General features: G+C 40.4%; 22 protein-coding genes. 7 read left to right on the top strand and 15 right to left on the bottom strand.

All coding sequences use genetic code 11. The features are described from left to right. Positions 1 to 37: 37 nt before the first annotated feature. From ACLI1A_RS02485 to rnpA, 6 genes are all read right to left on the bottom strand, one after another. On the bottom strand, positions 38 to 862 hold the full coding sequence (locus ACLI1A_RS02485) for an OmpA family protein (protein WP_411405741.1): 825 nt from the start codon (positions 860 to 862) through the stop codon (positions 38 to 40). Beyond that, positions 855 to 2,852, bottom strand: a complete 1,998-nt coding sequence (locus ACLI1A_RS02480) for a KUP/HAK/KT family potassium transporter (RefSeq protein ID WP_411406469.1) — start codon at positions 2,850 to 2,852, stop codon at positions 855 to 857. Before ACLI1A_RS02480 ends, ACLI1A_RS02485 begins: the two co-directional genes overlap by 8 nt. 212 nt (positions 2,853 to 3,064) lie before the next feature. Further along, complete coding sequence (locus ACLI1A_RS02475) at positions 3,065 to 3,895, bottom strand: sulfurtransferase (RefSeq protein WP_411405739.1); 831 nt, start codon at positions 3,893 to 3,895, stop codon at positions 3,065 to 3,067. Between the two features lie 48 nt (positions 3,896 to 3,943). After that, positions 3,944 to 5,587, bottom strand: a complete 1,644-nt coding sequence (locus ACLI1A_RS02470; RefSeq protein ID WP_411405737.1) for a S41 family peptidase — start codon at positions 5,585 to 5,587, stop codon at positions 3,944 to 3,946. Beyond that, positions 5,571 to 6,506 carry a DUF4349 domain-containing protein gene (locus tag ACLI1A_RS02465; RefSeq protein WP_411405735.1) on the bottom strand — a complete coding sequence of 312 codons (936 nt, stop codon included), beginning with the start codon at positions 6,504 to 6,506 and terminating at the stop codon, positions 5,571 to 5,573. Before ACLI1A_RS02465 ends, ACLI1A_RS02470 begins: the two co-directional genes overlap by 17 nt. A gap of 51 nt (positions 6,507 to 6,557) precedes the next feature. Beyond that, on the bottom strand, positions 6,558 to 6,950 hold the full coding sequence (gene rnpA, locus ACLI1A_RS02460; protein WP_411405733.1) for a ribonuclease P protein component: 393 nt from the start codon (positions 6,948 to 6,950) through the stop codon (positions 6,558 to 6,560). Between the two features lie 162 nt (positions 6,951 to 7,112). On the opposite strand from rnpA, the gene ACLI1A_RS02455 reads away from it, so the two are divergent. The 4 genes from ACLI1A_RS02455 (at position 7,113) to ACLI1A_RS02440 (ending at position 10,725) form a co-directional block, all read left to right on the top strand. Further along, on the top strand, positions 7,113 to 7,805 hold the full coding sequence (locus tag ACLI1A_RS02455) for a helix-turn-helix transcriptional regulator (RefSeq protein ID WP_411405731.1): 693 nt from the start codon (positions 7,113 to 7,115) through the stop codon (positions 7,803 to 7,805). Positions 7,806 to 7,912: 107 nt separating this feature from the next. Then, positions 7,913 to 8,506 (top strand): hypothetical protein, encoded by a 594-nt coding sequence (locus ACLI1A_RS02450; protein WP_411405729.1) that lies wholly within the window; start codon positions 7,913 to 7,915, stop codon positions 8,504 to 8,506. A gap of 1 nt (position 8,507) precedes the next feature. Beyond that, complete coding sequence (locus ACLI1A_RS02445) at positions 8,508 to 9,095, top strand: hypothetical protein (RefSeq protein ID WP_411405727.1); 588 nt, start codon at positions 8,508 to 8,510, stop codon at positions 9,093 to 9,095. A 448-nt stretch (positions 9,096 to 9,543) separates the two neighbouring features. Beyond that, positions 9,544 to 10,725: a hypothetical protein gene (locus tag ACLI1A_RS02440; protein WP_411405725.1), complete on the top strand. Its 1,182-nt coding sequence runs from the start codon at positions 9,544 to 9,546 to the stop codon at positions 10,723 to 10,725. A gap of 18 nt (positions 10,726 to 10,743) precedes the next feature. On the opposite strand, the gene ACLI1A_RS02435 is transcribed toward ACLI1A_RS02440, so the two are convergent. The 4 genes from ACLI1A_RS02435 to ACLI1A_RS02420 all read right to left on the bottom strand — a co-directional run bounded on the left by ACLI1A_RS02435 (position 10,744) and on the right by ACLI1A_RS02420 (position 15,254). Next, the gene (locus ACLI1A_RS02435) at positions 10,744 to 11,196 is read right to left on the bottom strand and encodes a GNAT family N-acetyltransferase (RefSeq protein WP_411405723.1); all 453 of its coding nucleotides are present in this window, start codon (positions 11,194 to 11,196) and stop codon (positions 10,744 to 10,746) included. Continuing rightward, on the bottom strand, positions 11,193 to 12,176 hold the full coding sequence (locus ACLI1A_RS02430) for a DUF4837 family protein (protein ID WP_411405721.1): 984 nt from the start codon (positions 12,174 to 12,176) through the stop codon (positions 11,193 to 11,195). The genes ACLI1A_RS02435 and ACLI1A_RS02430 overlap by 4 nt, the downstream gene beginning before the upstream one ends. A gap of 24 nt (positions 12,177 to 12,200) precedes the next feature. Next, a complete protein-coding gene (locus ACLI1A_RS02425) occupies positions 12,201 to 13,982 on the bottom strand; it encodes a LysM peptidoglycan-binding domain-containing protein (RefSeq protein WP_411405719.1) in 1,782 nt (593 codons plus the stop codon). Positions 13,983 to 14,066: 84 nt separating this feature from the next. Next, positions 14,067 to 15,254 carry a phosphoglycerate kinase gene (locus ACLI1A_RS02420; RefSeq protein WP_411405717.1) on the bottom strand — a complete coding sequence of 396 codons (1,188 nt, stop codon included), beginning with the start codon at positions 15,252 to 15,254 and terminating at the stop codon, positions 14,067 to 14,069. A 283-nt stretch (positions 15,255 to 15,537) separates the two neighbouring features. Between ACLI1A_RS02420 and ACLI1A_RS02415 the strand changes: the two genes are divergently transcribed. From ACLI1A_RS02415 to ACLI1A_RS02405, 3 genes are all read left to right on the top strand, one after another. Next, positions 15,538 to 17,526, top strand: coding sequence for an ATP-binding protein (locus ACLI1A_RS02415; RefSeq protein WP_411405715.1), 1,989 nt, complete (start codon positions 15,538 to 15,540; stop codon positions 17,524 to 17,526). 69 nt (positions 17,527 to 17,595) lie between these two features. Continuing rightward, on the top strand, positions 17,596 to 18,744 hold the full coding sequence (locus tag ACLI1A_RS02410) for an ATP-binding protein (RefSeq protein ID WP_411405713.1): 1,149 nt from the start codon (positions 17,596 to 17,598) through the stop codon (positions 18,742 to 18,744). 184 nt (positions 18,745 to 18,928) lie between these two features. Continuing rightward, positions 18,929 to 19,318: a DoxX family protein gene (locus ACLI1A_RS02405; RefSeq protein ID WP_411405711.1), complete on the top strand. Its 390-nt coding sequence runs from the start codon at positions 18,929 to 18,931 to the stop codon at positions 19,316 to 19,318. Between the two features lie 138 nt (positions 19,319 to 19,456). Here the strand turns inward: ACLI1A_RS02405 and ACLI1A_RS02400 are convergent, their stop codons facing one another. From ACLI1A_RS02400 to ACLI1A_RS02380, 5 genes are all read right to left on the bottom strand, one after another. Further along, positions 19,457 to 20,038, bottom strand: coding sequence for a hypothetical protein (locus ACLI1A_RS02400; RefSeq protein ID WP_411405709.1), 582 nt, complete (start codon positions 20,036 to 20,038; stop codon positions 19,457 to 19,459). Between the two features lie 239 nt (positions 20,039 to 20,277). Next, positions 20,278 to 22,551, bottom strand: coding sequence for a helix-turn-helix domain-containing protein (locus ACLI1A_RS02395; protein ID WP_411405707.1), 2,274 nt, complete (start codon positions 22,549 to 22,551; stop codon positions 20,278 to 20,280). 147 nt (positions 22,552 to 22,698) lie between these two features. Continuing rightward, the gene (locus ACLI1A_RS02390) at positions 22,699 to 23,286 is read right to left on the bottom strand and encodes an OmpH family outer membrane protein (protein WP_411405705.1); all 588 of its coding nucleotides are present in this window, start codon (positions 23,284 to 23,286) and stop codon (positions 22,699 to 22,701) included. A gap of 235 nt (positions 23,287 to 23,521) precedes the next feature. Continuing rightward, complete coding sequence (locus ACLI1A_RS02385; RefSeq protein ID WP_411405703.1) at positions 23,522 to 24,376, bottom strand: class I SAM-dependent methyltransferase; 855 nt, start codon at positions 24,374 to 24,376, stop codon at positions 23,522 to 23,524. Continuing rightward, the gene (locus ACLI1A_RS02380; RefSeq protein ID WP_411405701.1) at positions 24,377 to 24,895 is read right to left on the bottom strand and encodes a hypothetical protein; all 519 of its coding nucleotides are present in this window, start codon (positions 24,893 to 24,895) and stop codon (positions 24,377 to 24,379) included. Positions 24,896 to 24,906 lie beyond the last annotated feature (11 nt).

Genomic DNA, 24,906 nt, shown 5'->3' with positions numbered 1-24,906 from the left:
CTAATATATAAAAAATCCCGCCGAAGCGGGATTGAATCTATATCTTGGTAATTACCAGTTCTACACGGCGGTCATACTCCGGGCCTTTGCCCAGCGGCTTGGTATTTCCGTAGCCTTTATATGTCATGCGGTTAGCTGCAATTTTCTTTAGCTTAAGGTAGTTGTATACCGTTTTTGCACGGTTTATACTCAGCTCGCGCTGGCGGGTGCCCATGTCTATAGCCTCCTTTTGGAACGTAGGCGTACAACATATATGCCCCTGGATTTCGAACTGCAGGTTCTTATATTTCTGCAATATCTTAATAATCCTGTCCAACTCTTTTTTGGAGCTAAGGGTTAACTGGCTTTTACCCTTTTCAAAAAGGATATTGTCCAGGTAAATGCGGTCACCCACCACCATATTTGCCTTAAGGTCGTCTATATGGTACATGCCGGGTTCCAGCTTTGGCGGCGGTGCAGCCCTAAAGTTTACCACAACGTCTACGCGGCGGTTTTTAGACCGTGCCTCGCTTTTATTGTCTATATCTTCTTCCAGTAATATACGCCCTTTACCTTCTATGGTAATAATAATCTTGTTTTTAACACCTTGCCCTACCAGCTTGTCTTTAATGGTATTGGCGCGGTTTTTACTTAGTTTAAGGTTGTAGCTGTCTTTACCTCGGTCGTCGCAGTAACCAAATATCTGAATGGTTTCTATACGGGTAGTATCAAGCGCTTTAATAAAAGCAACTACACCATTTCCCTGTTTTTCATCAAGGTTGTATTTATCAAACTCAAAGTAAACCGAATACACGGTTTCTTCTTGTGCCCGGGCTATAAGTGGGGCGAAAATCAAAAACAGGTAAATAACTTTTCTAAGCATTGTTTTGTGGGGTTTTATCATCTATCCTGCACAGGCTTATATCTTCCGGCGGATGTATTACAATAGGGAACTTTTCTACCTTAACCGAACTGCTGTCTAACCCAAACGCTCTTCCTTCTGACAGACTGACTTTTTTCAGCACAAAGTAAATATCAAGAATTATACGCTCTAACCACGGCAAATCGTTGTCGTAGCTCAGGAACTTCTCAATAATAACAAACTTAAAGTCGCCAATTACGTTATTTCGGCTAAGCGATTCATAACGGCTCGTAATATCCACTTCTCCACGCTTCACAAGGTCGCGTACTACCTGTTTAAACATAAGGTTTATACGCGGCTGTACCCTGAAACCAAGGTAGAAGTCTACACGTATAACGTCATCTTTTACAATTTCGCGTACACGGTACTCCATTGTATACGGTTCGTCTACCACATTTACGTGAACAAACCAGTAAATATCGGCACGTTTTGGCCTTTTTTGAAGTATCGAATAAATAATTTTAGATTCTACCTCATCGCTCAGACCCGCATTGGTCATGTATACCAGGTGGGTAGCGTATTTAGGTATAGAGCTGTCGTTACTCAGTTCGGCCAGTACATTCTTGTAGTTGTCTATCTTTGTAAACTCAGTATACTCGCTACGGATTTCCTTAGCTCTGTACCACATAAACATTATAAATGCAAGTAACCCGGCAATACCCAGCGAAACGTAACCACCGTGGTGGAACTTGCTCATATTAGCCACAAGGAACGAAAACTCTATGGTAAAATATATGGCCACAGTACCCAGTATGAACAGCTTGTTGTAGCGTTTCATAACCATGTAGTACCCCAGCAATATGGTAGTCATTATCATACAAAGTACAATGGCAAGACCGTATGCAGCTTCCATATTACCCGATTCTTTAAAGTGGAGTGTAATGAATACACAACCCCAAAACAGCAACCAGTTTATAGACGGAATATAAATTTGTCCTTTTAGCTCTGTAGGGAACTTAACCGATACCTTAGGCCAGAAGTTAAGGCGCATGGCCTCACTGATAAGGGTAAACGAACCGCTAATTAACGCCTGCGATGCTATAATAGCCGCCGAAGTAGCTATGGCAATACCGAACGGCAGGAACCAGTCGGGCATAAGCAGATAGAATGGGTTACCCGGCACCTCAGGGCTAGGGCTAAGCGCGGTAAGTGTTTTACCGGCATGTGATATAAGATATGCTCCCTGTCCAAAATAGTTAAGGATAAGCATAAACTTAACAAACCCCCAGCTTATGCGTATGTTGCTACGCCCGCAGTGGCCCATGTCGCTGTACAGCGCCTCGGCACCTGTAGTACACAGGAATACAAAACCCAGTACATAAAAACCGTCGTGGTGCACACTAAGCAGGTTTATGGCATAATATGGGTTAAGCGCTTTAAGTACCTCAGCATACTGAAATATGGGTATAATACCTAATACACCAAGCATACCAAACCATAACAGCATCATAGGCCCGAAGAACTTACCTACAAGGCTGGTACCAAATTTTTGTATAACAAAGAGCGCAAACAATATGCCTATAACAATAGGCACAGTATTCAGCTCCGGGTTGTAAATTTTAAGACCTTCTATAGCCGAAGAAACCGAAATGGGCGGGGTAATAATACCATCGGCCAAAAGGGCACTACCCCCTATAATAGCGGGAATAATAAGTCCTTTCTTTTTAAGGCGCTTAACCAGTGTGTACAGTGAGAAAATACCACCCTCGCCTTTGTTATCGGCCTGTAGGGTAAGTACTACGTATTTTAGCGTAGTTTGTAGGGTAAGTGTCCAAAAAATACACGAGAGTGCTCCCAGCACTACTTCGCTATTTATGGGCTTTTCGCCTACTATGGCCTTCATTACGTAAAGGGGCGAAGTACCAATATCCCCGTAGATAATACCCAGTGTAACAATTAGGCCTCCTAAGGTTACACTGTTTAGGTGTTTGTGACTTGAGCTCACGACAATTGTTTGATTTATAAAGAATACAAAGTTAGAAGATTTTACAACATGCGGTATCGCAAAAGGGCTAATATTTCACTTGCAGGTGTTGCATTTACACTCTGCGCAATACTACAGCGTATTTGTTTATTAAAAAGTTATAAACACAAATAAAAGTGCTTAAAAGAAAAGGACTTTTAAATATTAAACCTCAGAAAACACATCGAAAAACATCAATATCAGGGCTTATCCGGGTAATTACGGCACCATTCGCTCCAGGAACCCACATAAAGAGATGGTATTCCTAAGCCCGCTTGTGCCATAGCCAACAAGGTATGGCAGGCGGTAACGCCCGATCCGCAGTGGACGATGATATTATCTTTACCATATTGCTCAAATAGCGGTGCATATTTTTCATACAAATCACTTTCTGATAAAAACTCACCCACGGCGTTAAGGTTAGACTTAAATGGAATATTTATTGCGTTTTTAATATGCCCAGCAATAGGGTCTAAAGGCTCACTAATACCAAGAAATCGTTCACCATCACGAACATCAATAATAACAACTGTTTCATTTTCAGAAGCTTCTTTAACCTCATCAATATTCTTTAGAGGTAACTGCCATGCACTAAACGGATAAGGTTTTTTTGGATGAACAATGGGAACATCTGTTTTTATAGAAAAACCTGAAGACACAGCAGCCTGTAACCCTCCACTAAGCACCTGAACATCGGTATGCCCTGCCGCCCTGAGCATCCACCAGAAACGCGCAGCCGCATTACTGCCCTGTTTATCATCATAAACAACTACATGAGAATTTTTATCGATGCCAAGATTTCCGAGGAGATCAGAGAATTTCTCAATATCGGGCAAAGGATGCCTGCCGCCTATTGCAGCATTTTCGGGTACTTTTGCCAGATGTTCATTAAGGTCTACGTATAAAGCTGATGTCAAGTGACCTTCTTTATAACGCAACTTTGCCTCCTTTCCAGAGCCCGCCTCAATTAATACAATGACTTGCTTTTTCAATAATAAGCTTAATTCAGTAGCAGTGATTATGGGTTTCATGGCAGTTAAAATAAAAATCCCCTCGTAGTGAGGGGATTGTAGTATAAATTACTTTTTAAGTAGCTTACTATATTCAGCCGAGTTAGCCAGTACAGCCGTTGCTTTTTTAATCTCGGTATTACTGGTCAGGTAATACTTATAAAGCCCTTCCTTGTACTGGTAGCGTTTTATAAGCTCATCTGTAATCAGCTGTTTTATTTCCTCCTTGTGGGCAGCCAGCTCTTTGTCTTCGCTTTTTTGTACTGCTGCAAGCAAGGCATTGTATTCTGCTTTAATGCTTTCATCTACTTTTTCTTTTTTTGCTGTAACCATCAGGTCTTTAACCGCTCTTTCGGTATCGGTATCAAACTCAAAGTTTTCTTTCTTCAGGTACGCCTTAAAGGCTTCAAAATCAGCATCGGTTACCGTGGGTATCTTGGTGCCCAGGTTAGGGTTTTTGTAGTAGTACTGGGTAGCGTAGTTAAACACACCGTCTTTGCGCTGCAATGCATCGGCTATGGCGCTTTGTTTGCTTGCATCGAGCACTACATCCGGTAATATACCTCCGCCGTCGTACACAGTACGCCCGTTACGGGTTTTAAAAGCGTTGTAGTTCTTAGAATCTATGCGGATGGCCTTACCATCGGCATCCTTATGGGTATAATCCAGTGCCTGTATACCACGGCCCGAAGGCGTGTAATAGCGCGATATGGTAACCTTTACCTGCGTGCCATAAGTTAAATCCAGCGGACGCTGTACCAACCCTTTACCAAAACTACGGCTACCAATGATAACCGCACGGTCTAAATCCTGCAATGCTCCAGATACAATTTCTGAAGCCGATGCGCTTTTACCGTCTACCAGTATAGCCAGTGGAATATCCAGGTCTACCGGAGCTGCATGGGTTTTATAGGTATTGTTATACTTGTCATTCTTGCTCTTTGTGGTAACAATAATTTCGCCTTCCTTAACAAAAAGGCTGCAAATGTTTACCGCTTCGTTCAGCAGGCCGCCCGGGTTTCCGCGCAGATCCAGGATAATACGCTTGGCTCCCTGCGATTTCAGGTCGAGCAACGCCGCTTTGGTTTCGCTGCTTGCTTTGGCATTAAACTGAGACAGCACTATGTAGCCCGTTTCCTTATCGGCCAGGCCGTAATACGGTACAGCTTTTACATCTACCTCGCTCAGTACAAGATCTGTAGTATACGGTTTGCCCTGGCGCAGGTATTTCACGGTAATTTTTGTGTTCTTACTGCCTTTAAGTAATTCGCTGGCATCTTCTTTAAAATCAGCCAAAAGCACATCGCCTATCTGTATAATTTCGTCTCCCGCTTTAAGCCCGGCCTTATCGGCAGGATAATCCTTATACGGTTCTTTAATGATTAGCTTACCCTCCTTACGGCTTATCATGGCGCCTATACCGGTATATTCGCCCGTGTTGTTAATCTTAAACTTGGCCACATCGGCCTCGTTAAAGTATACCGTGTAGGGGTCCAGATCGGCCAGCATGCTTTTTATGGCCTTGTCCATCATATCGCCCGGATTCGTTTGATCCACATAGTTAGTATTCACCGTTTTATACAAGGTGGTAAATATTTCTATCTGCTTAGCTATCTCAAAAAAATCATCGCGATAGGTAAAACCCGCGCCGGTAAACAGCAGCCCCACGGCCACCGCCGGAACTACGTATTTCTTTTTAAGTCTCTTGAACATTTTTTTTCCTCTTCTTTAATTTTTTTCGGATCAGTATAATCGCAATTACGAAAATAAGTATTAACGGCCAATTGTCGAGCACGGAAAGGAAGAAATCTGATATAGAATTAAATCCTGTGCCTAATGATGCCACTATTTTACCACCATACGATTGCCTTTTGGCAGTACCGCGGGCTATTTCCTTATAAAAATACAGGTCTACAGTACTCATGCTCACCTTAGTTTGCAGGTACTTCAGTCTGCCCTGTTTGGCTTCAATTTCTTCTCGGATTTCCGACAGTTTTTGCTCAATTTCCAGCATCTCCGACACCTTGTTGGCTTTTTTCAAAAGCTCGTAGTAGCGGTTTTCCAGTTCTTTTTTGGTTTTAATGCGGGCAGCAACATCTACATATTCCTCTGTAACATCCTGCGACGAAATTTCTTTGGTGTCATAATAGTCCACACCCTTGCTCAGGTCGGCTATAAAAGCATCAAAGCTGGCAGACGGAATGCGAAGGCTCATATTGCGTGACATCTGGTAGTCTTCATGCTCCTGCACATCGCTTTGAATGTTGCCCTTGTATTTCTCTATCAGTACCTGCACTATAGCTGTTGTGCTGTCTATGTCATTGGTCTGGAAACGCAGGTTGGCGTTTTTGATGATTTTTGGTTGAATAATCGAGGCATCGTTAGTGCTTCCTTCGACAGGTGGTGGAGGTGGTAATTCACTCACATCGGTGTCAGCCATTGGGGCTTCCATAGCTGCAGCATCTACAGCAGTACTATCGTATGCCGAATAGTATACACCTTCTTCTGGAACCTCTAATGCCTTGTATTTAACTTCCTCTATAACCTCAACACCTTCTGTTGATTCAGAATTATGATTATTGCAGCCGGAAAGGGCTAATGCAAGTAAAAGGGTATAAAAAATTGTCTTCATAGGTTTGGTGATTTTAACGTATAACGCAAAATACCAAATCTGTAGTATAGTTTACTGGTTTACAAAACCTTCCTTTTGCAGAAACTTCTCAAACAGCACTACCGTTTTCTCCATAATCTCGGCATGGGTAAGGCGGTCTTTGGTTTGGTAAAAAAACATTATGGCATAGGGTTTTTCTACTGCATCAGGCAAAAGATGCTTGTTTAGCCGGTAGGCTTCACGCAGGTGGCGCTTAAAAAGGTTGCGGTCGTGTGCGCGCTTAAAATATTTTTTAGACACAGAAACTCCCACCTGGGTAGCCACCCCTTCGCCCGGCGCTAATGCCTTAAATACCAACCTCAGCGGGTACTTACTTACCGACTGCCCGTCTATAAAAAGCTCACTAATAAGTGTGCGGCTTTTTAGTTTTTCGGCTTTGCCATAAGTGTAGCGTTTCGTTTCCATGCGGCGCAAAGGTAGTATGTTTTTAGCTTTTTGCCACTTCTTTTACCATTTGGGCACGCTTATGGTTAAAAATCAAGGCACTAAGCGGGCGTAGTGCCCAATTATCGCATAAAAACACCGAAGTATATAGATTATTTTCTTATGTTTGTAAAAAATTCTGATATGGTATCACGCAGGGTAGGCCAGTTTATAGAGGCCACAGGCATTAGCTATTACGCTTTTGAAAACAGTATCGGCGCAAGCCGCGGTGCTATAAGCAAGGCTGTAAAAGACGAGAAAAGCATAGGCAGCAACGTACTGGAAAAAATAATAACCCAGTACCCACAGCTAAACCCTAACTGGCTGCTTACGGGCTTTGGCGATATGCTACTGCCTGAAAGCGAACTACCTACAGGGGTAACTACTTTCCGCCTGAAAACCGATGTTACCGTAGAAAGCCAGAAGATACCGCTGTACAACCTGGAAGCTGTGGCCGGTATAGTGCCGCTTTTTGGCAGTGCCAATACCATGAAGCCCGATGATTTTATCTCGGTACCACACCTACCCAAATGCGACGGTGCAGTATATGTTACCGGAGATAGTATGCGCCCCATACTAAACAGCGGTGATATAGTGATGTACAAGATACTGGACGATATTAAAAACAGTATTTTCTTCGGTGAAATGTACTTGCTGGGCCTGGATATGGGTGGCGATGAGTACATTACCGTAAAATACATACACCGCAGCGAGGAAACAGACCACATAAAACTGGTGAGCGAAAACCCTAAGCATCAACCAAAAGACGTGCCCATGCAGTCTATAAGGGCGCTGGCACTGGTTAAGGGCAGCATACGCATCAACTCCATGTTTTAAGCAAGATATTTACATTCAACAAAATAGCCTGTGGGCAATTTACATTTTACTTTTTGCGTTTTGCAAAGTATGTGTAAATTGCCCATAGTTTTTTATACCTACCCACCATGAAATCAATACTCAGATATACTTTAATTTCTATACTACTGGTGTCTTGTACAGACAGGAAAGCTATGGAGAAAACCGTAGAATGCAAAATACCAAAAACTCCTGAAAATGAAATTCCATCCTGCTTTTGGGCAAAGAAAATACAACCTGATAAGCACTATGATTACTGGGCATATGTGGGTTATAACCTCAACTATTTTTATGATAAACCGATAATTAAAGAAGCCGGCGACACCCTGTACCGGAAATATACTTTACAGAAACCTCCCAATCTTGGCTTTTTTCATGGTTGTCATCCAAACTTTTGTTCCCAATTTATAATCGCAGTAAAGAACAAGAAAGTTCGATATATAGATACCGAACTAAAATTAAGGGACTTCTTAGGAACAATTGACAATATTGAAGAAGCCCTACTATATGCGGCAAGTTTTAACTATTATAACACTGGAAATCACTACAGGGTAGTAAACGGAAATTATCAGTTTAATGCCAACAAATATAGCACCTACGGCAGGGTGGCTTTACCGTCGGAAAAAATTACTATTACCAAAGACGGCTTTATAAAAACGGAACGATTAATAAAAGCCAGATAGAATGAAAAAGAAACTGATATGTATAGTTGCTATTGTTGTAATGTTTGGCTTTGCAGGTTGCGACAAAAAAGGTAAAACACGCACAGAATCGTTGCCAAAGGTTAAATACAATTACCCCGAAAAATATTATGACATTAATCCATTTGATAGGGATATCTCAAATTTTGTAAAAGATATAAACCCAAAAAAAGATTATGATTACTGGCGATATACGGGTTCTGAAACCTTTGAAAAAGGCAATAAAGAATTGCGGAACCTTATTAATCTTGATAGCGTAATCAAGTTGCGAAGTAATTTTTTCGTTGGAATTAAAAACAACAACGTTGAATATTTCCCGCAAGAGCACATAAGAGATTTTATTGGCGATGTAGACAATCTTGATGAAGCGTTATTGATAGCCAATTCATACAATTTTATCCCTAATAAGCTTAGTGGTGCCACAAGCTATTACACTCAGGACGGCACTCATATACTCAATCTTGAAAATAACAGCGCGCATTCAATAAATCGTGGCGAAATAGCTGAAGTATCCATAACTAAAGAAGGTTTTACAAGAACCCATTTTATTAAACAAACTACCAAAAGATGAAACATCCTTACCTATATCTATGGGCTGTGAGTATTGCATGCCTTATTTTACCATTTTTTAATAACTCACCCGACAGCACACTGGATATAAATATACATGACACTTACTATGTAATCTTGTACAAACATTTTTACATACTTTTAGCAATACTATATTTTATAATCGGACTACCATATTTGCTACCGGTTCTTTTGAAGAAAAAGTTATTAGTTTGGCCGACACGTATCCATGTTTGGGGTAGTGTTTTATTTTTCTTCTATTTGTTAATGTTGATTTACTGTTTTACTTATACATCCCTACCACAGCGTTATTACACAAATAGTGCTTTTGATAGTGTTTCGGACGGATTGTTATTGATAAGCTTCCTAATAATCTTTGTATTAATACAATTACTTGAGTTGATAAATTGTATAGTCGCATTAATCAAAAAATCATAAATGACTAATCTATGAAAGTATTGATTACCAAAATATTAATTTTGTTAGGTGTGTTTAATTCTTTGGCTCAGCAAAACATTCATTATACAAAAGACAGCGATACTACGAGTATAAAATACACTCACGACGTTGAAAACCGATTTGACATAGAGCCTATCTGCGGTTTACAAGAACCATTTGTTTTCAGGAGTTGGAATCCCCGTTCTTTACTTGAAATTCGTAAAGACAGTACAAATCAACTTTCAGGCAGTATAACATATATGGTTCATGAATCTTCACAAAACAATAGCGGCGTGTATACCAAGGTATTTAATCTCAGCAGAAAAGAGGTTGCAAAAATGTATAAAATAATAACGCAGTCAAAGGTAGACACCATACCTGACAAGAAATACATAACGGGTTGGCCATGGGGCTTTGATGGGTATACATACACCTATGAAACGAAAAACGGCTCTGTATATTCGCACAAAAGCTATTGGTGCGCCGGCAATTACAAACTCATACCAAAAGCAGTTGCTGTGGAAAAATTTAACAAAGAACTATATTCTTGTCTTGATGAAGGTTACTTTAAAGCTTTTAATAACGGAATACCTTTTTTAGGCTGGCTTTATCCTGGATCAGCAATGTATACAGGAAAAATCTTGACTGCTGAGGAACGCCGCCGTTATGATGGGGAGATTTGGAAAAAAGGTCCGTACATGAATAAAACTACTCATTATAAGCTGGTTTACAACGAATTTACTCCCGGTGAGCCACAAAATGATACCACAACCACCATTACGCGAAATTGGCGCGGCTATAAATTTGTAAATGTGAGTGAACCGGACGGTAAAGGCAGAATGTATTATCAGGACTTAATCATTTTACAAAAGGACACGTTACCTAACCAAGCTATCTTTAATGAAAAATATGAAAAACTTTTGCAAAAAATAAACCGGAAGTTGGAGCAACAGTTTCTTAAAATGAAAAAGGAAGATATCAAAGAAACAAATTCCTACCTTGAGGATTTAGTATTTACTCCATTTGAAATAGATAAACTTCTAATAGAAATAAACGACGAAAAATCGTTTACTTTTATAGCACAATATGATGTGGGTATGGCCTGCCTTCCGGTAATGTTTGACCGTGTAACAATTCCTTATTCAAAAATTAGAAAATACCTGATTGACACGCTAACAAAAGTGAACAAATAATTCAGCAAACTTGAAACCTTAAACAAAAAATTTGTGCATACGTATGTGCGGTATATCATCTTCTAAATACCCAGCGCCTTCCTGCTCAAAACCGTGGCTTTCGTAAAACTTTTTCAGGTATTCCTGTGCCGATATGGTAATGGCTTTTTGCCCAAAGTTATCGTAAATGCCCTGTATGGCGGCACGCATCAGATCGTGACCCCATTTACGGTCGCGATAATCGGCATCTACCACCACCCTGCCTATAGATGGATTGTCAAAATAATATCCGCCATCAAACAGGCGTGCATAAGCTACTATTTTACCCTCAAACGTGCCCAGGAGGTGTAATGCTTTAGCATCTTTACCGTCAATATCCGGATAAACGCAGTTTTGCTCCACTACAAACACGTTTGCGCGCAGTTGCAGGGATTGATATAGTTCTAATGTAGAAAGCTCGTTAAATCGCTTTATTTCGAATTGTACACTCATAAGAATTTTGTGGAGCGTATTATGGCCTCAAGTTCCAGCAGCAGGTCGCGCTTAGGCGACGACGGGCAATAAATAAATCCCTCAATAACCATATAGCACTGGTTTTTGTTGTCGCGTATACTGAAGTTGATGAACGGACCGCTCATAAAATCGTTTTTCATTTCCCAGTTGCCACGGGTTTCCAGCGCATGATGGTCCTTAAACCCGGTCATGAACACCGATGGCGAATAAGATGCCTCGGTAACCATGTACGTTTCCGGCTCGCGACCGTGAATGTATAGCGTACCCACCGAATCGCGCATACGGATAATGTTGTTTATCATATCACGGTCTTTCTCCAAGGTAACATAGGGTACACGGTAGAGCAACAGGTTAGTGTTACCTCCCTGTATCTCTTTTTTCAGCCAAACAAAACTTTCATTTCTTATGGCGTAACGGTAGCTGTGCGGAACTTTTATACTCAGGTCGTACTGGTTGATAAAGTAAGTGGTATCGCGCAGGCCAACTTCTATATCCTGTTTTTGCGCACGCGAAATCTCGCCCTGTTTTATCGTCCTTATGATTTCATCGCTGTACATCTGTACCGCCTCTATCAATTCAGGAATATCCTTACCGGTAAGCGTAAAAACATTTTGCGGATTACAATAACTGTTTTGTTTGTAGCGGTAATCCAGTTTAAGCCCATCGCCCTGGTTTATGAATATGATATTTCGACCGTGCTTTATATCGTCGTCCAGCAGCTGGCCACGATACTGGTTCAGGGTAAAAATGGGCTCTTCCTGTACAAGACCCTCTACAGGAGCGGCAAATTTTTTGCGAAGGCTGTCGCCCACCGCGCCATTCCACAAGGCATCGCTTATAATAATGCTTACCTCATTTGGCCCGCCTTCCGATACATTTTGGTCATCGTCACCTTTACAAGACGAAAAAGTGCAGCCAATAAGCAACGCCATCGCTACTATTTGCTGCACTTTTTTCATGGTAAATATGTTAGGGAGCATTTCTTAGTTGTCTCCTACTTTCAGTTTCATTCCGGGCTGTATGCTCTCACCTTTTATCTCGTTCCAGTCCTTAAGGTTGTCTACAGTAACACCCGGGTGTTTCCTGGCTATACTGAACAGTGAGTCACCTTTCTGTACAATGTATAAACGGGCTTCGTCATAGGTCGTATCACGCCTTTTCGGTTGCGATGCCACAGCATTGTTTACCTTTTGTTCAGCCGGAGTATCACAATCAGCAGCCGCAATAGCCTGTGCATCTTCGGTTTGTTCTTGTTTCTCTTTGCCTTTTGCTGCTATAGCAGTTTTAGACTTGTCGGCGGTTTTAGCCGTAGCTGTTTTTGAAGCTTTCGTAGTATCGTTAGCTGCAATAGCTGTTTCCGGTTCTTCCTCAGCTACTATACGTTCTTTAACTGTAGTTATCTTTTGTATTTTAAGCTTCTGACCCGCCCTGATGTTTGTGCCCTTAATGTGGTTCCACTTCTTAAGCTCAGCAAGGCTTACATCATACTTATCTGCAATGGCGCCCAGGTTATCACCACTCTTCACCACATAGGTTTTTGTGGAAACATTAGTTTTCTTCTGGTACTTTGATTTACTCTTAGCCGGTGCTGCAGCTATAGCAGTAGAATCTTTATCAGGACGTCCTACCCAGTATGGCCTTTCGCGCCTAGTGCTTTCGTGATCTATATAAGCATAAATGGCATTTTCGTTTGAAGCGAATAAACCTATTTTCTCCTTAGGAAGCCTCAGGTAATGTGCCTTAGCGCCCGTAAACGGAATTACATCAAGTTTATAGATAGGGTTAAGGAACTGAAGTTGCTTAACCGGTATGTCTAACAGTTCTGATATCTGCCTGAACGACATTTGGCGTTTTACCATTACAGTATCAGTCTCAAAGTAAGTAAGCGCCGCTTTTTGTCCTTTCAGGCCGTGCTCCTTAGAATATTCGTAAATGTACATGGTAGCCAGGAACGCAGGGTTGTATGCCTGTGTTTCCTTAGGCAGGTTTTTACGGATGTTCCAGTAGCTTTTGTAGTTACCACTACGACGGATAGCCTTAGTTACGTTACCCGGACCTGCGTTGTATGAGGCAAGCACAAGATCCCAGTCGCCAAAAATGTTATAAAGGCTTAGCAGGTACTGGCAGGCAGCTTCTGTAGCTTTTAGAGGGTCGCAACGCTCGTCTACATAGCTGTTTACTTCAAGGTTATACTGCTTACCTGTAGGGTACATAAACTGCCAAAGGCCTGTAGCACCTACCGGGCTTTTTGCCCTTGGGTTTAGCGCACTTTCTACTATGGCAAGGTATTTAAGTTCAAGCGGAACATTGTATTTGGCAAGATGCTCTTCAAACATCGGGAAATAGTACTCGCTTATCGCCATCAGCCTTTCATAGCTTTTCGGACGGTTTTTAAGGTACGATTTTATAATGTTTTCCAGTCCTTTGCTGTATTCTATGTTAAACGGAGATGCAGCATCCAGCTTTGCAAGCCTGTCTTTAAGAACCTCAGTGCTAAGCGCCCTGTAGTCTACATCAACATCGGGGTTAATGTTCCTAAGGTCGTTTTGCATGTCTTCAAACAGGTCGTCGTTAGCCAGCTCACCCATCCATAGGCTGTCAATACAGGCCATTTCGTGGTTGCGCACAAAACTGCCTTTTATTGAATCAAGGTATGAAACCTTTACATACGGCCTGGGCGATATCTCTGTTTGTGCCGTTTCCTGGGCAAAAAGCCCCGCTGAAAGCAGCGCAAATAGTAACGACAATGTTCTTTTTTTCCTCATAATTTACTCCTCACTATAAATTACGTGCCTCTGGGACACAGACCAGTATAACTCCGGCCTTCAGGGTTTTATTGTATTTTTTAACTATTCCAGTATAGCAGCTATACCCGGAAGCGTACGTCCTTCCAGCATTTCCAGCATGGCGCCGCCGCCTGTAGAAACGTAGCTCATTTTAGGCTCCAGGCCAAACTGTTTTACAGCCGCCACAGAGTCGCCACCACCTACAAGAGAGAATGCTCCGCTTGCAGTAGCCTCAGCAATATACTCGCCAAGGGTTATTGTTCCGTTAGCAAATTTCTCCATTTCAAACACGCCGATAGGACCGTTCCAAAGGATGGTTTTGCTTTGTAATATTACTTCTTTAAAGTTTTCAAGAGTTTTTGGACCTGCATCAAGACCTTGCCATCCGTCAGGGATTTCCATAACGTCTACAATCTGAGTATTAGCGTTAGGGCTAAAATCATCAGCAGCCACAACGTCTACAGGGATGTGTACCTGTACGTTGTTTTCTTTGGCTTTAGCCAAGATTTCGTGTGCAAGATCCAGCTTGTCAAGCTCGCAGATAGAGTTACCTACATTTCCGCCAAGGGCTTTAATGAAGGTATACGTCATACCGCCACCTACAATCAGGTGGTCTATTTTATTAAGAATGTTCTCTATAACCGTAATTTTTGTAGAAACCTTGCTACCACCAAGAATTGCAGTTACAGGCTTCTCGCTGTTTTTAAGTACTTTATCAAGGCTTTCTATTTCCTTAGCAAGCAGGGTACCAAATACCTTAGCCTCAGGGAAGAACTTAGCAATGATAGTAGTAGAAGCGTGAGCGCGGTGTGCCGTACCGAAAGCGTCGTTTACATACACATCGCCCAGTTTTGCCAGTTTACCTGCAAATTCTTCGTCGCCGGCTTCTTCTTCAGCGTAAAAACGAAGGTTTTCAAGCAGCAATACTTCACCAGGCTGTAGTGATGCAGCAGCAGATTCAGCTACTTCACCTATACAGTCTTCAGCAAACTTTACTTCTTTGCCCAGCACTTCACTTACTTTGGCAGCAATGTGCTTAAGCGAATATTTTTCCTCTTTTCCTTTCGGGCGGCCCAGGTGGCTCATAAGGATAACGCTTCCGCCATCTTCCAGAATTTTATCAATTGTAGGTTTTGCAGCTACGATACGGGTATCGTCAGTTACGTTAAAGTTCTCATCCAGAGGAACGTTGAAGTCAACACGTATTACAGCTTTTTTGTCTTTAAAATTGATGTCTGAAAGGGTTTTCATAGAGTTATTTATGTTCTGTTTTAAGTATGGTGAAATGCAAATATAGGTTTTTGTGTTAATAATTACCCAAATAATTGTTCATAAAGATTTGCTTAAAACAAATAATATTTTGATTTACAGTAATTTACATATATGTTAAAGTTGGTTTTTCTGCATGAAACGGAAATAATATGTAACGAATTTAAAAAGTAGATTTTTCAAGAAATCGATTGCGGATTTTTAAGGCTAAAAACTTTATAAAGAAGATTTTTGTTAAATTTGAAATCTTAATCACCAACCCATTATGAAGAAACATACAACAAAAATTACCTATAAAAGTATAGAACAAAGTTTAGTTAAGGATTTTAAAAAAGCTATTGCAGAATATATTTGGAATGGATTTGATGCTGAAGCAAGCCAAATTGAAATAACGTTTTCCAACAATGAAATAAACTACATAACTGACTTTCAAATAAGTGACAATGGAACCGGAATTAATTTCGAAACAATCGACGAAACTTTTGGGCAATTTTTAGATTCAAAAAAGACCTCGTCAAATAATTATCATGGAGTAATAAGAGGAAAAAAAGGCAAAGGAAGATTTTCATTTATAAACTTTTGTATCAATGCTAAATGGAAAACAGTTTATAAATCTGAAAAAGGGATCATATCATTTGAAATTACTTTAGAAAAGCATTCTTTACCATCTTTTACCACTTCAAATAATTCACTCCACAAAAATAAAGAAACTGGTACTATCGTAGAATTTTCGAATTTCACTGATCTAACAGCTGATTTACTTTATACACAAGAATTCATTAACTTTATTACGGATGAATTTGGTTGGTATCTATTTTTAAATAGAAGCTCTAAATTTAGATTGACAGTAAATGATTATCAAATCGATTATGGTAGCATTATTGAATATTCAACAAATGAGACTTTAAATATCGATGGATACGATTTCCACATCAACTTTATTAAGTGGAAAAGGAATATCGGAGAAAAGTATTACTATTATTTCCTGGACGATAGCTTGAAAATCGTGGATAAACAACATACTTCATTCAATAATAAAACAGAAGATTTCCATCATTCAGTATACATTGATTCAAAATATTTTGATGAATATTATATTATTGAAAATGAACAACCTACTTTCGAAGAATTTGGAAATACTAAAAATGACATCACGTTTAAAACATTAGTAAAAAGACTTAATCAATTAGTTCTTGAGCAAGAGAGGAATTTTATTAGAGAACATAAAGCTGAGAATTTAATTAATGATTATAAACGTAAAAACATTTTTCCAAAATTTAAGGATAATCAATATGATAACATCAGAAAACAAGATCTAGAGAATGTTATTAGGGAGATTTATTGTTTAAGCCCAAAAATTTTTCAGGGACTAAAAGATCCTCAAAGTAAAACAATAGTAGGATTCTTAAATTTACTATTAGACAGTGAACAAAGAGAAAGCGTTTTGAATATTTTAGATCGAGTAATTGAATTAACAGACAATGAAAGAATAGAGCTGTCAAAAATATTAGAAGACAGTAAATTATCAAATATAACCAAACTAATTTCAGAACTGAAAAATCGCTTTGAAGTAATATCTATCCTCAAACTATTAGTATTTGACTTTGAAGAATTTACAACGGAGAGAGATCAAATACAAAAAATCATCGAAAAAAATTACTGGTTATTTGGAGAGCAATATCATTTGGTAAGTGCAGATTTGAATTTTGAAAAAACTCTGAATAATTATTTAGCATTCATCGAGTCTGATAAAAAAAACTTAGGCCTAAAAAACCAATCCTTAAAGCTTAAACGACCAGATGTTTTTATTGCCCGACAACATCAAATCTTTTCTAACGATCAAGAAGACAGCATAGAAGAAAATATAATTATAGAGTTGAAACGACCATCCGTAACTATTGGTAAAAAACAGTACGACCAAATTGAAGAATACATAAGGTATATAATTAGTGAACCAAACTTTAATAGTGAACTTAGAAAATGGAAGTTAATTCTTGTTGGAAAAGGTGTAGATGACTGGATAATTGATCAATACGAATCACAAAGAAATAAAAATAAAAAATTTTTAGTGCAAAGCGTAAAGAACTACGAAATATACGCATATAGATGGGATGACATATTTAAAATTTTTGATATTCGACATAAACATCTGATCAAGAATTTAGATTTTAAAGATATTGTCATTGATAGCTTAATAACACTAGAAAATAGTGAAGCTACGAGAATCCTTACCCAAATGGCTACTGATGATTAACAAGTCTTTGATTTCTCAAGATGAATAAAATAGTTTAACAAACTAAGTAACTTCTGTTATCTTTGCCCTATGCTTTTTTCAGAAATCTTAGGCCAAGACCACATAAAAAGCCACCTGGCTACCAGCGCCGACAGTGGGCGCATACCCCATGCACAATTGTTTATAGGCCCCGAAGGCAGCGGCACGCTTCCTTTGGCTATAGCCTACGCACAGTACATACTGTGCAGCAATACCGGTGGCGAAAACCAGGGCGGTAATGCGGCGTGCAACCTAAAATTTGAACACTTTTCGCACCCGGATTTGCATTTTGTATTTCCGGTAGCGGCAAATAGTGAAGTGAAAAGCCACCCGGTAAGTGCCAACTTTTTAAAGCACTGGCGCGAGTTTATTACCGAAACGCCTTATGGAGGCCTGTTTGATTGGTACAAGAAAATAGACATTGCCAACAAGCAGGGGCAAATAGGTGTAGATGAGGCTACGGAGATTGTAAAATCGCTTTCGCTGAAAGCTTTTGAAGGCGGGTACAAAGTGATGATCATTTGGATGGCGGACAAGATGAACACTGCCACCGCTAATAAGCTGCTGAAACTGCTGGAAGAACCGCCGCAAAAAACGGTGTTTATCCTAATAGCCGAAAGCCAGGACGATATACTGCAAACCATACTGAGCCGTTGCCAGGTATTGCAGTTTAACGGGCTGCCCGAGCAGGTAATAGCCGACGGGCTTGTTTCACGTGAAAAAACAGAACCAAACACGGCCATGAAACTGGCACACCAGGCGCAGGGTAACTACAACAAAGCCTTACACTTACTGCACAAAACCGAAGATGAATTCCCGTTTGAGGAATGGTTTATTATGTGGGTGCGTGCTGCATTCCGTGCCAAAGGTAATGCAGCTGCCATACACGACCTGATAAGCTGGAGCGAACAGATAGCGGGCATTGGCCGCGAGGCACAAAAGCAATTCCTGAATTACTGCATTGATATGTTTCGTCAGGCGCTGTTGCTAAATTACGGTGCTAAGCCATTGGTTTACATGGAGCCATCTGTTGAAAATTTCAAGCTGGAAAAATTTGCACCCTTTGTAAACGGCACAAATATTACCGAAATTTTTAAGGAGCTAAGTGATGCCCTTTACCACATAGAACGAAACGGTAATGCCAAAATTATCCTTACCGACCTGTCTATAAAGCTTACGCGACTTATCCACAGGAAATAACGGCTGTTTTGATGTTCAATTTCGACCGAAGCGCAGCGACACGAGGGCTTTGCCCGGACTGTCGAAGCAAGTGGAGAAATCTCAAAACATGGATTTGTAGGAATATTTTTCCTTTCCGTAAAAACTTAATATGCTGCAAAGCAAACTTTTGTTATTTTTGAACACCTAAACAAACACAACATACATGGAAACGCATAACCAAACTGCAATTATCATAGTACTGGCTTTTTATGCCGTAACGTTCATACAATCGGGCTACGATAAAATCATGGACTGGCAGGGCAACGTAGGCTGGCTGAAAGGACATTTTTCTGCAACCATCATCAAAAATATGGTGCCTGCTTCACTAATGCTTATACTTGTACTTGAGGTGCTTTCGGGCGCATTTTCGGTAATCGGTATCATAAAGTTGCTTATGGATGAAGGCACCGATTTCGCATATTATTCAGGTATACTTAGCGCTGTAACACTTATTTTCCTACTACTGGGCCAGCGACTTGCCAAAGACTACGACGGTGCCCGTACCATAGCTATTTACTTTGTTCCGGCAGTATTGCTGCTGAGCTGGTTGTAAAATGGATTTTTTGATGGTTGGATTATTAGAGCTTTAGATACTTATATTTTAAAATAAGCCAAAAATATAGGGCTGTTTCAGGAGTTGTAAATACCACCCTTGAAACAGCCCTTTTTCTTGTTCGAAAAGTATCTTGTTTTATTTCTTAACCGCATTTTTTAGGAGCCAGTAGTTTCGGCCTGCCAGTAACAACTCCGTTTGTTTTTGCTTTTTTTCTTCAGCGGTGTGCCATTGTATATCAGCAATCGCGGCATCATTGTTTTCCTTAAAACGGCTGCAAATAGCTTCTTTTTCAGCTTCGCTAATTCCGGATGTAATGGATAGCAGCTTATAAAAATTGGCTATGTGCGGAAGGTTATGTTCCATCTTCAATTGTTCCTGAATAAAGAATTTCTTCTCCTCCTCAGTAGCTTCCCCGCTTAAAAGCGGTTTATATATACTAAACAGCCACCTGTTTTTTAAATTAGTATCGTAGGCGGTCCCTTCCGATTTTTGGGTGTCAATCTGGTACAGATCAATCATTTCCGATAACGATCCCGGCTTTATCTCCCCCGAAGAAACTTTATTGATTTCCGAATCTACAGGTATGGCGCCCTTATCGCTATTCTCCTCAATCCTATTTTTCAAACTCAGGCCTTCTTCGCTTGTATTAAACTCTTTATCTGTACTACAACCAACAAAAGCCAATGCAGCCAGCATGAGGTAAAATGCATTTTTCATGGATTGGAAATTTAAAGTTAGTAACTAACACACATCATTGCACTTATAGATTAAGTAACTGTAATTAAGCGAATTAATTAAACTTTTAAAAAACCTCCTGTTAAAGCTTTGTTAATTAAACCGTTGAAGGATGCGTTTTCTTGATGTACGATTTTAAGCGCGATAATATTGATGAATTACAAAAAAACTCGTTTTCAAATGAATAAAGTAAAGGCTAATACACGCATCAACACATCAGCTTACTTAATCGTTGCCTGGTACAGTCGCAGTTCGCCGTAAGTAAACTCGTCGCCGTACTTTTCCTTAAGCGGACCCAGGGCGGTTTCGGTATAGCCTTCAAAAGCCTTTGCCAGCGCCACGATTTTATCTTCCGGCAACACCTCCTCTATTTTTATCTTTCCGGCCTGTATAAGGCCTGCTAAATGGCTTTGTATGGTGGTTTCAGTGAGTTTCCGTGCACCGGCAATCTCTTTAATGCTTAGTTTTTGCTGCCATAGCTCAAAAGTTTCATCCAGCGTGGACTTTTTCTTCTCTGCCGTTTTCTTTTTGGGCATGTAACGCTCCTCTTCATAATCGTCCTCGTCATCTTCCACCAGCGCTACCGGGTTTTGCTTCATAATTTCTGCAAGGGCAGCAATTTTATCGGACTTATACGTTTGTATTTCAGGAGTATTAAGGCTGTCTTTATCTATACTTTCCCCGGCGGCCAGTACTTCGGCAAGCTTACGGGCGCGCAGCATTTTCAGCACTACAGTGGTTTGCATTTGTTCCAGCTCAGTCAGTTCACCAAAAAAAGCTTTAGAACGTTTCAGCCTGCGTACCTCCAGCATTTTGCTGTACAGGCTTGTAGCTATGCTGTCCATTGTAGGGTAGAAATAATTCACCGCTGCCGTAACACGCTCTTTTACAAAATTAACATCCACGTTATCAGCACTAAATATACGGTCGAGTTGATTTAAGAATTTACCCGACGCGTCCATCAGGCTGTAAATACGGTCTTCCTGCTGTCGAGCCCATTGCGCATGGGGCTTCTTCACGCTTTTTTCACCCTCACCGCCATAGCTTACTTTGTGCTGCTGCCATTGGCGGGCAAGGTTGTCCCATAAAAAGCTGTCCTTAAGATACCTAAGCGCAAAACCAAGGGTTTCTTTACGCAACGACGCTTCAAGTTCGTCTTCCTCTGCCCTACCCTGGGCATACTCCATAACGTCTTCATCGTTACTAATACCGTTCATTCGCATCGGAGAAAGCAAAATAAGCCCCTCTAACGAACGCAAACGCGAAAGAGCTACATAGGCCTGCCCCGGCATGAAAATCTGGCTTACATCAAGCACAGCTTTGTCAAACGTTAATCCCTGGCTCTTGTGCACGGTTATGGCCCACGCCAAGCGCAGCGGATAGTGTACAAAAGTGCCCAGTACTTCTTCTTTTACCTCCTTGGTGTTCTCGTCTACGGTGTAGCGCACGTTTTCCCATTCGTATTTCTCTACGGCAATAGTAACATTGTCGTCCGGGAAATGCACGAGTATTTCACTTTCAGTCAGCGATTTTACCATGCCTATCTTCCCGTTGAAATACCTTTTCTCAGGTGAAAGATCGTTTTTTATAAACATCACCTGTGCTCCCACTTTTAATTTCAGGAGTTGTTCCACGGGGAAAATCTTCTCCGGAAATTCACCCACAATTTCAGGTAGGTAGGTATATTCTTTACCTTCAAGGTCATCTAGTGCCTGGGCGTTCATGGTGTCGGCCTTGGCGTTGTGTGTTGTAAGCGTTATATAGCCTGGGTGGTTCTTCAGGTTAAAGCCTGGCTTTACAAATTCATTCAGTACCGCAAGGTCATCTTTGGTAATGACATTATTACGCAGGTTGTTCAGCACGCCTATAAAACGCTCATCGCTCTGGCGGTAAATCTTATCCAGCTCTATGTACAAAGGTGGGTCTTGCTGTACCACATGGCTGTGAAAGAAATACTTACCCCTATAAAAACGCTGCAATACCGCCCACTCTTCATTTTTAACAACAGGAGGTAACTGTAGTAAATCTCCTATAAAAAGAACCTGAACCCCGCCGTAAGGCGTATTGCGCTGACGGATGTTACGTAATGCGTAGTCTATAGCATCCAGCAAATCAGCACGCAGCATACTTACTTCATCTATAACCAGGAGCTCCATGTTTTGTATTACGGCTTTCTTTTCACCGCGCATTACAAAATGCCTTTTAAGAGTTGACTTGTTTTCAAAACGTACATTTTCAGAAATAAAATCCTGGTTGTGTGTAGGTAAAAAACCCGAAAACGGCAACTGGAACATACTGTGTATGGTAACCCCCCCTGCATTAAGCGCAGCAATACCCGTAGGAGCCACCACCACCACATTCTTCTGTGTAGTACGGATAATCTCCTTAAGCAATGTGGTTTTACCCGTACCGGCCTTACCGGTAAGGAACACACAACGGTTGGTTTGGTTTATAAATCGCAGCGCATATTCTGCTGTAGATGAACGGGTTTGCATTGTGATTGGTTTCTAAATTACGAAAATAATCAATTATATAAGAAAATAATAATTTAAGCAAAATATTTTTGCGTTCAATTATTTGTCAAAAATAAGAAAAGGGCAACCGTTATGGTTGCCCTTTTGGATATATAGTTTTGAACTATTTTATTTCTTTTCTTCTTTAGCCGGTTCAGCTTTCGCCGGTTCAGTGCTGCCTTTTGTAGACTTGTACTTATCGTTTATTTCTTTAAGTATCTCATCTGTAACATCATAACCTTCTTTAGCATAAAGTACAGAAGCAGCATCGCCGGTACCATAAATGTAATCGTACCCTTTTTTCTTGCCGTATTCTTTGATTACTTTTTTAATCTGGCTTACAACTGTATCGCGTTTTACGCCAAACTCTTTAGCAAATTCTTCCTGGAAAGTCTGCTGTTTTACGCTAAGTTCTTGCTGTCTTTTTTGTAGTTGCTGGCCTTTTAGCTGTGCCCACTCCATACCCTTTGTACGTGCTTCGCCTTCAGCAGCAGCAGCTTCAAGCCTTAGTTGTTCAGCATCCGTCTGAAGCTCGCGGCCCATTTCCTGCTCTTTAACCTTAGCCTTATCTTCAAGGTCTTTTAGCTCATCTGATTTCTCTATAAGCTTAGAAGTATCTACATAAGCAGTTTTAAATCCTGAAGCTGTAGCACCACCTTCTTTGTTGCAGGCTACAAGCGAAATCATGGCAGCTGCTATAACTAATGTTTTTTTCATTTTCTGAAATTAGAGGTTTAAAAATTTTGGTAAAAATAATAATTCCGTTTTATGTACCAAAAACATGGCACTTATTTCAATTTTTGAGGCAATAAATTTTTGCTATCAAAAAGCAAAAACCACATAAATACTTTCAATCAAAACCGACCTCAAATAAAGCGATTTAAGGCAATTTCAAAAAAAGGTAGCCCAATCGCACATTCTAACATAAAAAAGCCCGAAAAACAGGCTTATTTTAGTTTTTAGCGTTTTTTAAGACGTAAATATGCGATGAATATTCGAAATTTTTGGCCGCTTTAAGGTTTGACACCAATCCGCGCCAAAATCCGCCCACAAAATTCATTTTTCCGGTTTTGTACTTTTCCGAAAGGAGGCTCACATAAAAACTGTCAAATTTCATTGGCAAAATTTCTACAAGATCCATTTCCTGTCGCCCAAAAAGTTTTTTTATCGAAGTTTTACTAAAATGCCAAAGGTGCCTCGGCACATCATAAGCTGCCCAAAAAGCACCGTAATATTGCGCATCATGCGATTTATAATTCGGTACAGCGATAACCAAAACTCCGTCGGGTTTTAAAATACGCTTGAGTTCTGTAATTTGTGCTTCCACATCGGGCACATGTTCCAGTACGTGCCACATGGTAATTACATCCTTGCTGTGCGACGGGATCTCCTGTAAATCGGCTGTAAACGGCACGCCTTTGCCTTTTGCAATGCTCCTTGCCTTTTCACTGGGCTCTACTCCGGTTATATTCCAACCGCTGGCCTTTGCTACAACCAAAAAATCGCCTGTACCGGCGCCTATGTCTAACAAATCGCCTTTTAAAGGCTTAAATTTCTGCACCAGGCTTATTTTATCGCGAAGTGCTTTTTGTTTTACAGTATGGTACAGTTTTTCAAAAAGTGAACGTTTACCATCGGTATGCGAAATGTAATCGTCGCTTTCGTAGTACCTACCGAGGTTTTCCAGTGCAGGTTGCGGATGCGTTTTTAAAAGTTCAAGGTCTTTATCCAGCAATAAGTCAAAAGTTTCCCCGGAAACAGAGTGGTCTTTTACAGTAATGTAAATGTTGTGGTCTTTAAAATCCATTTATAGATTATTGTATTCTTCTTTAAGTTTTGTAAGGTAATTAATAGCTACCTGATGAAAAAGTGAATTTGGCTGCAGGCAGTCCTCATTTGCGTTATTTATAACCGAGAGTCCTATGAAGTGTTCCTTTGAACCTACCACGTTTACATCATTTTCTTGTTTGGTAACCATAAACTGGCCCATATCGAAATATTTTTGTAATTCGTCGTAGTCGTAGACTAAAACTTTCAGGCGGTGTCCCTCAACGTTTACCCAGTATGAAACGTCTACATATTTGCCCACCTCATATTTATCCGCTACAAACTGCACAAATGGAATTTTTCGGGGATTATTCTCAAAAACAAAGGCAGTAAGCCCTTCTTCCTTACCCAAAACTTTTTTCCCTCCTTCCATCAGCACATAATCATCAATTTCTACACTATGGCGGGTAGTTCCGCATGATGTAAGTAACATGGCAGCCATAAACACCAAAAGGGCCTGTTTAAAAAACAGTCCTTTTATTTTATTAGAACGTTCCACGTGAAACATAA

The sequence above is a fragment of the Flavobacterium sp. RHBU_3 genome, from assembly GCF_046613565.1.
Lineage (GTDB): Bacteria > Bacteroidota > Bacteroidia > Flavobacteriales > Flavobacteriaceae > Flavobacterium.
This window is presented reverse-complemented; position numbering and strand designations above follow the sequence as displayed.